The 13,567-nt window shown below is 65.2% G+C and carries 15 protein-coding genes; 4 read left to right on the plus strand and 11 right to left on the minus strand.

What is annotated here, in order from left to right; translation table 11 throughout:
* Nucleotides 1-17 precede the first annotated feature (17 nt).
* The 4 genes from E2K76_RS09860 to E2K76_RS09870 all read right to left on the minus strand — a co-directional run bounded on the left by E2K76_RS09860 (nt 18) and on the right by E2K76_RS09870 (nt 2,862).
* Nucleotides 18-239 (minus strand): aldo/keto reductase, encoded by a 222-nt coding sequence (locus tag E2K76_RS09860; RefSeq protein WP_136684130.1) that lies wholly within the window; start codon nt 237-239, stop codon nt 18-20.
* A gap of 33 nt (nt 240-272) precedes the next feature.
* The gene (locus tag E2K76_RS20595) at nt 273-470 is read right to left on the minus strand and encodes a hypothetical protein (protein WP_220432201.1); all 198 of its coding nucleotides are present in this window, start codon (nt 468-470) and stop codon (nt 273-275) included.
* A gap of 85 nt (nt 471-555) precedes the next feature.
* The gene (locus E2K76_RS09865) at nt 556-1,623 is read right to left on the minus strand and encodes a 2Fe-2S iron-sulfur cluster-binding protein (protein WP_136684131.1); all 1,068 of its coding nucleotides are present in this window, start codon (nt 1,621-1,623) and stop codon (nt 556-558) included.
* Complete coding sequence (locus tag E2K76_RS09870) at nt 1,624-2,862, minus strand: aromatic ring-hydroxylating oxygenase subunit alpha (protein WP_136684132.1); 1,239 nt, start codon at nt 2,860-2,862, stop codon at nt 1,624-1,626. It lies immediately after the preceding gene.
* 137 nt (nt 2,863-2,999) lie between these two features.
* Between E2K76_RS09870 and E2K76_RS09875 the strand changes: the two genes are divergently transcribed.
* Nucleotides 3,000-3,851 (plus strand): LysR substrate-binding domain-containing protein, encoded by an 852-nt coding sequence (locus E2K76_RS09875; protein ID WP_246032932.1) that lies wholly within the window; start codon nt 3,000-3,002, stop codon nt 3,849-3,851.
* Between the two features lie 9 nt (nt 3,852-3,860).
* Here E2K76_RS09875 and E2K76_RS09880 read toward each other — a convergent pair whose 3' ends face one another.
* On the minus strand, nt 3,861-4,694 hold the full coding sequence (locus tag E2K76_RS09880) for a helix-turn-helix domain-containing protein (protein ID WP_136684134.1): 834 nt from the start codon (nt 4,692-4,694) through the stop codon (nt 3,861-3,863).
* A gap of 90 nt (nt 4,695-4,784) precedes the next feature.
* Here E2K76_RS09880 and pobA point away from each other — a divergent pair, with 90 nt between their 5' ends.
* Nucleotides 4,785-5,951: a 4-hydroxybenzoate 3-monooxygenase gene (pobA, locus tag E2K76_RS09885; RefSeq protein WP_136684135.1), complete on the plus strand. Its 1,167-nt coding sequence runs from the start codon at nt 4,785-4,787 to the stop codon at nt 5,949-5,951.
* Nucleotides 5,952-5,964: 13 nt separating this feature from the next.
* On the opposite strand, the gene E2K76_RS09890 is transcribed toward pobA, so the two are convergent.
* The 6 genes from E2K76_RS09890 to pcaD all read right to left on the minus strand — a co-directional run bounded on the left by E2K76_RS09890 (nt 5,965) and on the right by pcaD (nt 11,261).
* The gene (locus E2K76_RS09890; RefSeq protein WP_136684136.1) at nt 5,965-7,227 is read right to left on the minus strand and encodes an MFS transporter; all 1,263 of its coding nucleotides are present in this window, start codon (nt 7,225-7,227) and stop codon (nt 5,965-5,967) included.
* 205 nt (nt 7,228-7,432) lie between these two features.
* The gene (locus E2K76_RS09895) at nt 7,433-8,752 is read right to left on the minus strand and encodes a class-II fumarase/aspartase family protein (RefSeq protein WP_136684137.1); all 1,320 of its coding nucleotides are present in this window, start codon (nt 8,750-8,752) and stop codon (nt 7,433-7,435) included.
* A gap of 11 nt (nt 8,753-8,763) precedes the next feature.
* Entirely contained in the window at nt 8,764-9,357 is a 594-nt protein-coding gene (gene pcaG / locus E2K76_RS09900) for a protocatechuate 3,4-dioxygenase subunit alpha (RefSeq protein ID WP_136684138.1), read from the minus strand.
* On the minus strand, nt 9,357-10,103 hold the full coding sequence (gene pcaH / locus E2K76_RS09905) for a protocatechuate 3,4-dioxygenase subunit beta (protein WP_136684179.1): 747 nt from the start codon (nt 10,101-10,103) through the stop codon (nt 9,357-9,359). Before pcaH ends, pcaG begins: the two co-directional genes overlap by 1 nt.
* A 17-nt stretch (nt 10,104-10,120) precedes the next feature.
* Nucleotides 10,121-10,501 (minus strand): 4-carboxymuconolactone decarboxylase, encoded by a 381-nt coding sequence (gene pcaC / locus E2K76_RS09910; protein WP_136684139.1) that lies wholly within the window; start codon nt 10,499-10,501, stop codon nt 10,121-10,123.
* Nucleotides 10,494-11,261: a 3-oxoadipate enol-lactonase gene (gene pcaD / locus E2K76_RS09915; protein WP_136684140.1), complete on the minus strand. Its 768-nt coding sequence runs from the start codon at nt 11,259-11,261 to the stop codon at nt 10,494-10,496. Before pcaD ends, pcaC begins: the two co-directional genes overlap by 8 nt.
* Nucleotides 11,262-11,343: 82 nt before the next feature.
* On the opposite strand from pcaD, the gene E2K76_RS09920 reads away from it, so the two are divergent.
* Both E2K76_RS09920 and E2K76_RS09925 read left to right on the plus strand, forming a co-directional pair.
* Complete coding sequence (locus tag E2K76_RS09920) at nt 11,344-12,255, plus strand: LysR substrate-binding domain-containing protein (protein ID WP_136684141.1); 912 nt, start codon at nt 11,344-11,346, stop codon at nt 12,253-12,255.
* 48 nt (nt 12,256-12,303) lie between these two features.
* The gene (locus tag E2K76_RS09925) at nt 12,304-13,554 is read left to right on the plus strand and encodes an Nramp family divalent metal transporter (protein WP_136684142.1); all 1,251 of its coding nucleotides are present in this window, start codon (nt 12,304-12,306) and stop codon (nt 13,552-13,554) included.
* Nucleotides 13,555-13,567 lie beyond the last annotated feature (13 nt).

A 13,567-nucleotide genomic window follows, 5' to 3' on the forward strand; every position in this document is an offset into this window, starting at 1 on the left:
CGGGGCCCGTTTCGACGTCACGGCGCAGGATCGCGGTGGATCTGGTGGACGGCCTCGATCTCTGCCGTGATCTGCACGGCGCTGGCCCGCAGGTCGGCGTGCAGCTGCCCCAGGTTCGTCGCGCCGTTGATGTTAGAGGTCACGAACTGACGGCTGGTGACATAGGCGATGGCAAGCTGCGCCGGGTTGATCCCGAAATCACGAGCAATCTTCAGATAGGCACGCAGAGCTTCGGTCACGCCCGCCCCGGTCGAACAATGTCGGCCGCGCCTTTATTGGGCGAAGTGTTCGTGACGGTGGATGATTGATGTTTCGTCAGCATGATCATTCCCCGAAAGAAGATCGGGACAGGGCTGCATCCTCATATCGTTTGCATCGCGGACCGTGCGCGGATCTATCGCGGCTGAGGAATCTGCTTCACCCGCGCGGCAGATCAGCTTTGCTGCATCCGCATCGCCGGAAGTTTCCATTCCCTCCCTGCGGCGCAATATCGGGGCGAGATACTGCGCGAGAGAGACGGGTTAAGATGGCCGCCCGACATTCGTGGATCGGAGGTTAAAGGTCGATTTCCACATCCCCTATCGGGTGCGAGCAGCAGGCGAGGATGTATCCGGCCTCCACATCCTCGTCGGTGATGCCACCGTTATGGACCATATGGACCTGCCCGGATGTTTTCTGAACGATGCAGGTGCCGCAGATGCCCATGCCGCAGCCGGTGGCCAGTGGGATGCCCGCCGCGCGGGCGACCATCAGGATCGTGTCCGTCTGGGCGCATTTCGCCACCTTTCCGGACCCTGCGAAGGTCACGACGGCGGTGGCGTCATCCTGTGGAAGGACATCGTCGGGAACTCTCTCGACCTCGCGCAGCGGGCCGCCGAAGCTTTCCTGATGATAGCGGTCCATGTCGAAGCCAAGGCCCGTCAGCGCATCGCGGACGGCTTGCATGAACGGCGCGGGGCCGCAGCAGAACACTTCGCGCTCCAGATAGTCCTGCGCGATCAGGCCCAGCATCAACTGGTTGAAAAACCCGCGATAGCCGGTCCACGGCTGATAGGGGTCGGTCGTCTCCACGATCCATTTCAGATCGATCCCCGTCACGCGCGAGGCCATATGTTCAAGCCGTTCGCGAAAGATGATCTCGGACGGGCGCTTGGCGCAGTTGACGAAGACAATGTCGGACGGCCGGCCGGAATCGTAAAGGAAGGTCGTCATCGACATCATCGGCGTGATGCCCGACCCAGCCGAGATGAACAGGTATTTCGCGGCCGGGTGGTTCATCATCGAGAACCCTCCGCCGGGGCCGCGCACCTTGAGGCGCATTCCCGGACGCAGGTTGTCGAACATCCAGCGTGTGCCGATCGAATCCGGCTGCGCCTTGACCGTCACCGTCAGCGATGTCGGACGCGAGGGCGAGGACGAGATCGTATAGGTGCGATGGACCGGACCATCCGCGGTGGGCAGTTCCAGCGTCAGGAACTGCCCCGGATCGAAGTTGAACAGCGCGCCGGACGGGCTTTGGAAGCTGAAGGTCATGACATTGGGCGCCTCCTTCAGAAAGGAGGTGCATTCCAGTTCCTCGGCATCCGTCCAGAATGCCAGCCGCGGTTTGGTCAGGACGTTCATCTATTCGGCAGCCATGCGTTTCGGCGCAAGCGCCCGTTCCAGCGCGGCGGCATACCAGTCGGTGAACTGGATCACGCCGCTTTCCCAATGGCTCGAATACGGGCCCGGGATGAACGCGGGAGAGTTGATGCCCATCTGGTTCGTTTCGACCACCTCGCGGTCTTCGTCATTGGTGGCGATCCAGACTTCGGTCAGGCGGTTCAGGTCGTAATCCACGCCCTCGACCGCATCCTTGTGGACAAGCCATGTCGTCGTCACCTCGGTCTCGGTCGGGCTGATGGGGGTGACGCGGAAGGTCATCGACTGATCGGGCAAGAAGTGGTTCCACGTGCTGGGATAGTTGAAGACCAGCAACGTTCCCGCATCCGGCACCGTCACGCGTCCCAGCGGCTTGGTCGCGCCCACTTTGCCATCCATCGTGTAGCTGACTGCCTCACCCTCCAGCGGCACGCGGCTCAGCCGGAACTGGCCTGTCTCGTTGATCAGGAACCTTGCCGGGGCGCCTGCCGCCTCGCAGCGGTCGTAATGCGCCTGAAGTTTGGCCGAAATGCTGCCGTCGGGCATGATCCCCGACATCTCGGGGTCCAGCGGGAAGGACCGGCAAAGCGAAGGATGGTTTGCGCTGCAATGGTAGCATTCGCGGTTGTTCTCCCACACCAGCTTCCAGTTGCCGTTCTCGACGATGGTGGAGGTGAAGGCGACCTTGGCATCGCGCAGGTCGTGGACGTCCAGATAAGGCGCGGCCTTCTGGGCGAATTCCTCGAAATCGGGCGGGCTGTCGGCCAGACAGATATAGACCAGACCGCTGACCTCGCGCAGCGCGACGTTGCGAAGGCCGTGCTTGGACGGGTCGAAATCGGCGTCCATCTTGTCGGCCCAAAGCAGCTTGCCGTCCAAATCATAGGTCCAGGAATGGTAGGGGCAGACCAGTTTCGCAACCTTGCCTTCGCGCGATTTGCACACCATCGATCCACGATGACGGCAAGAATTGTGGAAGGCGCGGATTTCGTTGTCGCGGCCCTTCACGATGATGACGTTATACGCCCCGATCTGAAGGGTGACATAGGCGCCCCCCTTGGTCAGCTGGCACGCGGGAATGGCGTAAAGCCATTCGCGACACCAGATGTTTTCCAGATCCTGCTGATAGATCTCGGGCGAGGTGTAGAACGGCTGTTCCAGCGCATAACCCGGGACGCGGCGTGCAAGGAGTTGTTGGATATCGGGATTAGGAGCATTCATTTGGCACCTGGGCTGAATGACATATTGCTGTCATGTTCCGCCTCGGGCCCGACAGTTGACAACTGGGAAAAAATTCATCTGGGTTGATCTGATTTCATGCGAGGTCCAAGATGCGAAGCCCTCACGATTTCTCCTCGATGACCGCGCTCATTTGCTTCGAGGCGGCGGCGCGGAATGGCAGCTTCAAGGTTGCCGCCGACGAGATGAACGTCACCGCCTCTGCCATCAGCCACCAGATAAAACTGCTGGAACGGGATCTGGGCTGCATGCTGTTCAACAGGCGCCACCGCGGTGTCGAGCTGACGGAACGGGGGGCGTTTCTTCTGGTGGCCGTCCGCCGGGGGTTCGAAGGGATCACCGACGCCATCGGCCAGCTTCGCGCGCGCCCCGAAAACGTCGATGTGACCCTGCGGGCGACCACCGCCGTCAGCGCGCTTTGGCTGATGCCGCGGATCAGGTCGTTCTGGAAACTCCATCCTTCGGTTTCCGTCTCGCAGATCGTCAGCGACGTGGTCGGCTCGGACGGGCGTTCGGATATCGCGGTCGGCTACGCCCTGCCCGAGGATAACGGGCACGAATGGCACGAGCTGTTCCGCGACCGCATCCTCGCCCTCGGCTCGCCGGACTTCGCGGCCCGCCACGATGTCTCGACGCTGGCCGAACTGGCGGCGGCGCCGCTGATCCATGTGAACCACAGCAACGCGCTCTGGGCAGGCTGGAGCGAATGGTTCGCCCATCTTGGATGCCCTGCCCCGGTTGCCGCGGGGTTCTTCGTCAACAACCACATGATCGCCCTTCAGGCCGCCGAGGACAGCGTTGGCGCGGTGCTGGGATGGGAGGGGCTGGCATCGGGGCTGCTGCGCAGCGGGAGGCTTGTCGCGCTGATGCAGGACAGCGTCCCGTCCCATTCCGCATTCACCATGCAGGTCCATCCGCACGCCTCGGCCAAGGCGCGGCTGTTCGCCGACTGGCTGGCCGCAAACGTATAGTCGGCGCGCCTAGTCGCGCAGGAACTGCCGCCGATAGGCATTGGGCGGCATCCCGCAATGACGGCGAAACGCGCGCGAAAAATAGCTGGCATCCTCGAACCCGAGCATCCAGCCGATCTCTGCCGTGCTGGCGCGGGTATAGGCCAGAAGGCGGCGTGCCTCCTGGAACAGGTGCCGCTCGATATAGGCCGAAGCGGACAGCCCCGTCTCGGCCCGCGTCACCCGGCTCAGATGCGTCGGCGTCATGCCCAGCGCCGCGGCATAGTCGGCCACCCGCCAACGGCTGCGAAGCCGCGCACGGATCAGCGCATCCAGCGCCGCCATCCGCCGCGCATAGGGATGCGTCTGCGGCCCGTCCATCTGCCGCGCCACCAGAGCCGCCAGCCGAAGCGTCAGACCGGTCAGCAGGGTCAGGCGCGCGAAACCGGCGCCGCGATGTTCCTGCGCCAAGGCCTCCACCGTGTCGCGGATCGGCGCGTCCGCCACCGCCGCGCCCCATGTCATCAGGCGGGCGGCAATCTCGCTGTCATCGCCGAAGATCTGCGGGAAGGCCGAGACGGGCAGCGTCACCACATACCCCCGTGTGCCTTGGGCGAAACGGAACCCGTGGACCGCGTTGCGCGGAACGCTGGCGATGGCGGGAAGCTCCAGCACCCGCGTCTCGGCATCCACGGTCATTTCCGCGCGCCCACCAGTCAGCAGGAAGAACTGGTGCAGGTCGGCATGGCGATGCACCCCGATCTGCCAATCGTGCAGTGCGGCGCGGTCGTTGATGGTTTCGCAATGCAGCAGATCGGGAAAGGCCGAATGCTCGCCATAGAGATCGAAGGTCGGGATCGTCATGTTCGAAAAGTGCTATTCTTTGACCGCTGCGTCCATATCCTGTCGCGCGCGCCGCTGGCATCCTGCCCCCCGAGGAATTGGGAGGATACCATGAAAACGCAGGTCGCAATCATCGGCGGCGGGCCGTCCGGTCTGCTTTTGTCGCAGCTTCTGAACCGCGCAGGCATTGCGACCGTCGTGCTGGAGCGGCAAACGCGCGCCCATGTGCTGTCTCGCATCCGTGCGGGCGTGCTGGAACAAGGCACCGTGCGGATGTTGCATGAAGCCGGCTGCGGCGCGCGGATGGAAAAGGAGGGCCACCCCCATCACGGCTGCTATCTGTCCACGGCGGAAGGGCGTTTTCGCGTGGATTTCACCGAGGCTTGCGGGCGCGAGGTGATGGTCTATGGCCAGACCGAGATGACGCGCGATCTTTACGAAGCGCAGGACGCCATCGGCGCGACCATCCTGCACGAGGTGTCGGACGTGGTCCTGCATGACGTCGAAACGGGCAACCCGCATGTGACCTTCACCAAGGATGGCCAATCGCATCGGCTGGACTGCGACTGGATCGCGGGGTGCGATGGCTTTCACGGCGTCAGTCGCAAGACCATCCCTGAAACCGTGCGCAAGGAATTCGAGCGCGTCTATCCCTTCGGCTGGCTGGGTATCCTGTCGCGCACGAAACCCGCGGCGGACGAACTGGTCTACGCCAACCACCCGCGCGGCTTCGCGTTGGCCTCGATGCGCAACGACGCGCTGTCGCGCTATTACATTCAGGTGCCGCTGACCGACAAGGTCGAAGATTGGTCCGACGCCGCGTTCTGGGACGAGCTTCGCGCCCGCCTGCCCGCCGATGTCGCCGCCGCGTTGGAGACCGGCACCTCGATCGAGAAATCCATCGCCCCGCTGCGCAGTTTCGTGTCCGAGCCAATGCGGTGGGGGCGGCTGTTCCTTGTCGGCGATGCGGCGCATATCGTCCCGCCCACCGGGGCCAAGGGGTTGAATCTTGCGGTTTCCGACGTCCACTATCTGTACGAGGCGCTTGTCGCCGCGCAAAGCGGCGACATGTCGGGGGTCGAGCATTACTCGGACCGGGCGCTGAAACGGGTCTGGGCGGCGATGCGCTTCAGCTGGTGGATGACGTCGATCCTCCACCGCTTCCCAGACCAGAGCACGTTCGACCAGCGCATTCAGGAAACCGAGCTGCATATGTTGCGCGACGTGCCATCGGCGCAAGAGACGATGGCACGCAACTATGTCGGTCTGCCGTTCTAGGGCATGGCGGCAGTCAGGCCTTGTGCATGACTGCCGCGCTCATCGCGATCGCGCCGATCAGGCCGACGGCGGCAAAGACGTAGAAGCCCCACGGATGGCCGATGCCCATGCCGACCAGCGTCCCGCCGATCAGCGGGCCGGCGATCGCGCCAAGCCGCCCGACGCCTGCGGACATCCCGATTGCCGTCGCGCGAACTCCGGCGGGGTGCGAGGCGGCAGTGAAGGCATAGACCAGAACCTGTGCTGAAAAGACGAAGCATCCGGTCAGGAACACCATCGGATACAGCAGCGCCACCGGCATCTTCCACGACAGGATCGCCAGCAGCACCGCACCCGCGGCGAACCACGCGACGGCGGCGGGTTTCAGCCCCACGCGGTCGCCCACCTGTCCCGCCACCAGAAGCCCGCAGATCGCCCCGGCATTCAGAAGCAAGAGCAGCCAAAGCCCGCGTTCCAGCCCGTAATCGGCAGCGACCATCAGCGCCGGAAGCCAGCTGTTCAGCGCATAGACCAGCAGCAGCCCCATGAAGGACGTGACCCAGATCGCAAGCGTGGTGCGCAGATAGCCCCCCTCGAACAACGTACCGATCGACGCCTTGGGCGCCCCCGCGACGGGTTCCACCAGCGCGATGCCGTGCTGACGGGCGATTGCCTCGGCCTCGGCCCGGCGGCCCTGCGACAGAAGATAGGCCGGGCTTTCCGCCAGATGCCGCATCATCAGCGGCACGAGGACCAGCCCCGGAAGCGCGCCCGCAACGAACATGCTGCGCCAGCCAAGGCTGGGCAGCAGCACGAGACCCAGCACCGCCGTCGCAACCGCGCCCACGTGATAGCCGGTCATCACCCGCGTCGAGGCCTTTCCCGCCTGCCCTTTGGAAAACTCGGTCACCATGGCGATGGCCGTCGGAAGGCAGCCGCCCAGACCGAAGCCCGCAAGGAACCGGAACAGCCCAAGCTGGAATGCGTTCTGCGCCAGACCGCACAGCAGCGTCAGCACCGAAAACGCCGCGACGGCCCAGATCAGCGCACGGCGGCGGCCGATCCGGTCCGTGGCCGCGCCGATCGACAGCGCCCCAAACGTCATCCCCACCAGACCGATGGTCGAGATGAAGGTCGCTTCGGCATTGGTGATGAAGGGTGCTTCGGGATTGGTCAGCGTCGGGATCAGGGCGCCCAGCACCACCAGATCGAACCCGTCCAGCACCACCGCGATCCAGCACAGCGTCGTCACCCAGGATGCCTTGGCAGGGCCTGCGGCATCGTAACTCGTCGTCATGTCATTCATCCTCCACAGATGGAGGCCGGGACCGCGATGTCCGGGGAGCACCGCTTATCTCCACCCCCGACCGGCGCGCCGGTCCACCTCCGGTATCTTGGATGACATGCCGATACATGAATGGGAAATGCAAAGTCGGGCCATCTTGATAACCGCAAGATTATGAATCCCGCGCTGCGGTTCGCGACGGGATGATCCCGTAGGCTCAGCCCGTCCGTGCGAGGGCAGCGAAGGCGCGGGCGTCGTCGGCTGCGGTGCCGGACATGCTTCCGCCCAATGCGGCGGACCAGTCCGTCTGCGGAAAGTCACGGGCCAAGAGGTCGGTCAGCGGCAAGCCCAGCGCCAGCGCCTCTTTCGACAGGGTCTTGACGCTGGCCTGCGCCTCCACACGGCCCAACTGGCGGGCAAGGACGAAGCTGGCCGCCTCGGCCATGATCAGGCCGCAATCCTGTGAAAGCCCGCGCTGCATCGCGGATGCGTCGGGGCGGACTCGATCCGCCACATCCCGCGCCAATGCCAAGGATCGACCCGTCGCAATCGCCATCGACGGCAGAGTCAGCCATTCGACGAACCAGGCCGACCCGTCGCGCTGTTGGGCATGGACCGCCGCCCCGGTGACCGCGCCCGATCCCGCCGCGACGAGCCGCGCCAGTGCGACCAGCACCGACGGCGCAACCGGGTTCTGCTTTTGCGGCATGGTGGACGATGCACCCGCCCCTTCGACCGCCACCTCGGAAATGCCGGTCTGCGCCGACAGGATGAGGTCCTGGCCGATCTTGCCCAGCGATGCCGTCACAGCGGCCATCCACGCGGCGAGATCCACGATGGGCGAACGGTCGGAATGCCAGCTGTGCTCCGGATCGCGCAGACCCAGCGAGGCAGCCATCGCGGCCCGGACCTTCGGCCCCTCGGCCATGGCCGACAATGTCCCCGCCGCCCCCGAGAGCGAGACAGCCAACCCCGACCGCAGTTCGGACAGGCGCTGGCGATGGCGCAGAAGCGGATGGCCCCACCCGGCAACGACAGCCCCGAACGTCGTCGGCGTCGCCGCCTGCCCGTAGGTCCGCGCTGCCATCGGCAAATCGGCATGGGCATCGGCCAGCCGCGCTAGCGAGGCGATCAGCGCGCCCAGCCGGTCGTCCCACAACGCCATCACCCGCCGCAGCCGCAGCGCAAGGGCGGTGTCCATGATGTCCTGACTCGTCGTACCCCAATGCAGGTATTGCGAAAGGTCCGGCGCTTCCATCGCCTTGCGAAACGCGGCGACCAGCGCGGGAACCGGAACCCCGTTCACCGCCGTTGCATCCGCCAGCCCCAAGGGGTCGATCACCGCCTCCCGCGTGCTGCGTTCGATGAAGGCGGCGGCATCCGCAGGGATCACGCCCAGATCGCCCTGCGCCTTCGCAAGCGCGCCCCAGACCAGCAGCATGGCGCGAATTTCGGAACTGTCCGAGAACAGGCGCGCCGTCTCCTCGTCGCCCAGAAGGCCGCGATAGATGGCGCTGTCGGCGGGATGGGCGGGCATGGAGAGCTCCTTTACAGATCGAAGAAGACGGTTTCGCCGATCCCTTGCAATATGATGTTGAAGCGGTAGTCGGAAGGCCCGGTCTTCTTCGCCATCAGCGTTGCCACCCGATCGCTTTGTTCGATCCGTGCCAGAACGGGGCAGCCGTCGTTATCCGCATCCTCGAAATGGAGCCGCGTCTGAAGGCCGATATTGATCCCCCGCGCCACGATCCAAAGCGAGATATGCGGCGCCATGAGCCGACCGTCCGGCGCGGGGACCCGGCCCGGCTTCACGGTCCGCAGGGTCCATTCGCCGCTGTCGAAATCCGCCACGATCCGGGCCCAGCCAGACACGTTCGGGTCAGCCACGCCGCGCGGATCGTTCGACGGATAGATCCCCGCCGCATCCGCCTGCCATGTCTCGATCAGCGCATCGCGCATCACCATGCCCGCCCCGTCGCGCACGGTTCCGGTGATGGTCACGACCTCTCCCTTGGCGCCATCCGCGATGGGGGATGCGCCCAGATCCTGATCATAGATGCCATGGATGCCGACGAAGTTCGGCGTCAGCCCGATATGGACATAAGGCCCCGCGGTCTGCGAGGGCGTTTCCTTGGGATACATCACATCCCCTCCATGCGGTTTTCGAACACGGTCTGACGGCGACCACGCAGCACCACGTCGAAGCGATAGGCAAGGCAGTCCATCGGGATCGCCCGGTTCATGTCCAAAGGCGCGATCAGCGATTGGATCGCCTTGTCCTGACCGATGGTATGGACGATGGGGCAGCGCGCGATCAGTGGATCACCCTCGAAGTAGAGCTGGGTGATCAGCCGCTGGCCGAAGCCCGAGCCGAACAGCGACAGGTGGATGTGCATCGGCCGCCAGTCGTTCACCCGGTTCGGCCACGGATAGGCGCCGGGGCGGATGGTCAGGAATTCGTAGCTGCCGTCTTCTGCCGTGATCGTGCGCCCGCAACCGCCGAAATTGGGGTCCAGCGGCGCAAGATAGCCGTCCTTCTTGTGACGGTAACGCCCGCCCGCGTTGGCCTGCCACGCTTCGACCAGCGTGCCGGAAACGCCGCGCCCATTCTCGTCGGTCACGCGGCCATGCACGATGATCCGCTCGCCGATGGCGGGTTGGCCGGTGAAGTTCAGGATCAGGTTGTTGTCCAGTTCGCCGATCAGCCCGTGGCCGAAGGCTGGGCCGGTCTGTTCCGACAGCGTGGTCGGCATCGCGACCAGCGGGCGCTGCGGCGCGCGGGTCACGGATGTCTTGTAACCCGGCGCGAGGGGCGCGGGATGCCAGTCCCGGTCGCGGGCGATCAACGGGTTTCGGGCATCGTTTCGCCCTCCGGCTGGATGGCCCATGGCGGGCTTGATCTGGCTCATTCCTTGGCTTCCATCTCGGCAAGGGTTTGCTTGGCTATCTTGATCGCATGATTGGCGCGCGGCACGCCGGCATAGATGGCGACGTGCAACAGCGCCTCCATGATGTCATCCGCAGATGCGCCGGTGTTGCGGGTCGCGCGCACATGCATGGCCAGTTCGTGATCGTTCCCCAGCCCCGCAAGCAGCGCGATCGTCAGCATGGACCGCTCGCGCGGGGTGATCGTGTCGCGCGACCAGACGTGGCCCCATGCCGCCTCGGTGATCAGGGTCTGGAACGGCGCATCAAGGTCCGACTTCGCCGCCTCGGCGCGGTCCACATGCGCATCGCCCAGCACGCGGCGGCGGGTGGCCATGCCGGTTTCGTAAATCTCAGACATGCAGACACCTTTGCAGGAAGGGGTTCAGGATCGCGGCCATCGCCTCCGGCGCCTCGACCGGCGGCAGGTGACCTGACGGGATCAGGTGGAACGCGGCGCCGGGGATCAGATCAGCCGCCGCTTCAACGACGCCCGGGGGCGAGGCACCATCCGCATCGCCCGCGATGACCAGCGCCGGCAGGCGCAGCCCCCGCGTTCGTTCCGTCAGGTCGGCCTCGGCCAGTGCGCGGCAGGCGGCGATGTATCCTTCGGAGTCGGTGCATTCCATCATCCGCCGCCACGGCGAACGCGCGGTGAAGGCGGGAGAAAACCAGCGGTCCATCACACCATCGGCGATCTGCGCCATGCCGCCCTCGCGGATCGCGTCGATGCGCGCGGTCCATCCCTCGGCCGTCCCCAGCCTGGCCGCCGTGTTCGACAGCACCAGACCGGCAAGCGGATGGCGCGCGGCAACCTCCTGCGCGATCAGCCCGCCGATGGACAGGCCGACCATGACGACCGGCCCCCGCGCCTCGGCCTCCAGCAGGGCGATTGCATCGTCGGCAAATCCCACGATCCCCTCTGCCGGGCCCAGTTCGGACAATCCGTGCCCGCGCTTGTCGAAACGCAGCAGACGCAGGCCTTTTGGCAACAGCGGCACAAGCGCGTCCCAGACACGCAGGTCCGTGCCCAGTGAATTGACGAACACCACCGTCGGCCCATCCTCGGCACCCTGGACGGCGTAGTGCATGCCCCCCCAAGGGCGCAAAAGGATTTCCATGGCAGTTCCTCCATCCATAATATTGCATATCGGAAAATCTGCGAATAATGCAAAATGACGGCCCAAGTATAATGGTTTTGCTATGCATCCCGCGATCAAGCTGCGGCACGTCCGAACATTTCTTGCCATCGCGGCCGAGGGGAATCTGTCTGCCGTCGCGCGGGCGCAGGGGCTTACGCAGCCCGCCCTGTCGCGTACGCTGGCCGAACTGGAGACGCTGCTGGGCAAACCGCTGTTCCAGCGGCAGGGCCGCCGCCTGACGCTGACCGAGGCGGGCACCGCCTTTCGCCGTCACGCCGCCGAGGCGGTCCACCTGCTCGAAGCGGCCGCCGCCGCCGTTCATCCCGGCACCGCCCCGCGCAAGCTTCGACTTGGCGTGCTGCCCACCGCCGCCCGCCGCCTGTTCCCCGCGCTGGCACTGGAATTCCGCGCCGCACGCCCCGAAACGGTGCTGACGATGATCACGGGGGCGCATGACTATCTGCTCGGGCTTCTGCGCGGCGGGGGGATCGACCTGATGATCGGACGGATGCCCGCGGCGGCGGACATCGCGGGCCTGTCCTTCACCCATCTTTATGACGAGGAGGTGGTGATCGCCCTGCGCGCAGGCCATCCGATGGCAAGCGCCGATCCTGTGCAGCTTCTGACCCGCCTGCCGATGATCCTGCCGCCAGAGGGCGCGATCATACGCCGCGCGGTGGACGACTGGATCGCGCTTCAGGGCCACGGCAAGCTGCGCCCCGCGTTCGAGACGGTCTCGCCCGAGATCGGGCGCAGCCTAGTGCTGGCTTCGGACGCGGCATGGCTGATCTCGGGCGGGGTGATCCGCCCCGAGGTGATGCGGGCCGAGATGATCGCAAGACCGCTTGGCGCGGGGTTCCTGTCCGGCCCCGTGGGCATCACACGGCGCGAGGACGACACAGCCGGCCCCGCCGCGACGCTGATCCTTCGGCTGGCGCGCGATCTGGTCCCGAACGGCCGGAAAGACTGGTAATTACGGCCCGATGCCTTCAGAAGCACGCGTAGAAGGAATGGAGGACATATGACAGGACATTCGCAAGGGGAGCCGAAGTGGAACATCGTCGGCCCCGGCCTCGTCGTGGCCGCGACGGGCGTGGGGGCGGCGGATCTGATCGCCACCACGGTCGCGGGAAGCAAATACGGATATGCGCTGCTGTGGTCGGTCGTGATCGGCTGCATCATGAAGGTCGTGCTGGTCGAAGGTGCGGGCCGCTACACCCTCGCCACCGGCAATACCATCTTCGAGGGGTGGAGGAGCCTCGGGAAATGGACGAGCGTCTATTTCGGGCCGTATATCGTCATCTGGGGCTTCGTCTATGGCGCGGCGGCGATGGCGGGCACGGGGCTTGCGCTCTATTCGCTGTTCCCGCAGCTGAGCGTGGCAGTCTGGGGCATCATCTCGGGTCTTCTGGGACTCGTGCTGGTCTGGTCCGGGCGCTATGACCTGTTCGAAAAGGTGCTGACCTTCTTCGTGCTTCTGATGTTCGTGACGGTGCTGGCCGCCGCCGCGATGACGGTGCCGAACCTTGGCGAAGTGCTGAGCGGCCTTGTCCCGATCATTCCCGAAGGCGCGATGATCAACGTCCTGAGCGTGGCTGGCGGCGTTGGCGGCACGATCACGCTGGCCGCCTATGGCTATTGGCTGCGCGAAAAGGGCTGGGACACGCCGCGATTCATGCGCGTGATGCGGCTGGACAACCAGATCGCGTATCTGGTGACCGGCATCTTCGTGGTGGCGACGCTGATCGTCGGGGCGGAACTGCTGTATTCGGCGGGCATCGCGATCGGGTCGGGCGATCAGGGCATGGTCGATCTGGCGGGCGTTCTGACCGAACGCTACGGCCGTTTCATGGGCATCATGTTCATCGTCGGCTTCTGGGCCGCTTCCATGAGCTCGCTGATCGGGGTGTGGAACGGCGTCAGCCTGATGTTCGCCGATTTCGCCGGCGAGGTGCGGGGCCTGCCGCACGACCACAAGGACCGCAAGGCGGGCGGCAGCTACTACAAGGCCTACGTCTTCTGGCTGACCTTCCCGCCGATGGTGATGCTGTTCTTCGGCCAGCCGGTCTATCTGATCCTGGCCTATGGCGTTCTGGGCGCGCTGTTCATGCCGTTCATGGCGGTGACGCTGCTGTGGATCCTGAACACCGACCGCGTGCCGCGCGAATGGCGCAACGGGCCGATCACGAACCTGCTTCTGCTGCTGTGCGCAGCGGCCTTCGCGGCGTTGGCGGTGAACCAAGTCTGGTCGTCGGTGTCGCGCTTCCTGTGACGAAGGGGGGTGC

The organism is Falsirhodobacter xinxiangensis (assembly GCF_004959935.1).
Taxonomy (GTDB): domain Bacteria; phylum Pseudomonadota; class Alphaproteobacteria; order Rhodobacterales; family Rhodobacteraceae; genus Falsirhodobacter; species Falsirhodobacter xinxiangensis.

What these genes read in the sequence shown, in the direction of transcription:
- E2K76_RS09870 (WP_136684132.1), bottom strand. Translation starts at nt 2,862, where the DNA reads ATGAATGCTCCTAATCCCGATATCCAACAACTCCTTGCACGCCGCGTC.
- E2K76_RS09865 (WP_136684131.1), bottom strand. Translation starts at nt 1,623, where the DNA reads ATGAACGTCCTGACCAAACCGCGGCTGGCATTCTGGACGGATGCCGAG.
- pcaH (WP_136684179.1), bottom strand. Translation starts at nt 10,103, where the DNA reads ATGGGCCATCCAGCCGGAGGGCGAAACGATGCCCGAAACCCGTTGATC.
- E2K76_RS09925 (WP_136684142.1), top strand. Translation starts at nt 12,304, where the DNA reads ATGACAGGACATTCGCAAGGGGAGCCGAAGTGGAACATCGTCGGCCCC.
- pobA (WP_136684135.1), top strand. Translation starts at nt 4,785, where the DNA reads ATGAAAACGCAGGTCGCAATCATCGGCGGCGGGCCGTCCGGTCTGCTT.
- E2K76_RS20595 (WP_220432201.1), bottom strand. Translation starts at nt 470, where the DNA reads ATGGAAACTTCCGGCGATGCGGATGCAGCAAAGCTGATCTGCCGCGCG.
- E2K76_RS09890 (WP_136684136.1), bottom strand. Translation starts at nt 7,227, where the DNA reads ATGACGACGAGTTACGATGCCGCAGGCCCTGCCAAGGCATCCTGGGTG.
- pcaD (WP_136684140.1), bottom strand. Translation starts at nt 11,261, where the DNA reads ATGGAAATCCTTTTGCGCCCTTGGGGGGGCATGCACTACGCCGTCCAG.
- pcaG (WP_136684138.1), bottom strand. Translation starts at nt 9,357, where the DNA reads ATGTATCCCAAGGAAACGCCCTCGCAGACCGCGGGGCCTTATGTCCAT.
- pcaC (WP_136684139.1), bottom strand. Translation starts at nt 10,501, where the DNA reads ATGTCTGAGATTTACGAAACCGGCATGGCCACCCGCCGCCGCGTGCTG.
- E2K76_RS09875 (WP_246032932.1), top strand. Translation starts at nt 3,000, where the DNA reads ATGACCGCGCTCATTTGCTTCGAGGCGGCGGCGCGGAATGGCAGCTTC.
- E2K76_RS09880 (WP_136684134.1), bottom strand. Translation starts at nt 4,694, where the DNA reads ATGACGATCCCGACCTTCGATCTCTATGGCGAGCATTCGGCCTTTCCC.
- E2K76_RS09895 (WP_136684137.1), bottom strand. Translation starts at nt 8,752, where the DNA reads ATGCCCGCCCATCCCGCCGACAGCGCCATCTATCGCGGCCTTCTGGGC.
- E2K76_RS09920 (WP_136684141.1), top strand. Translation starts at nt 11,344, where the DNA reads ATGCATCCCGCGATCAAGCTGCGGCACGTCCGAACATTTCTTGCCATC.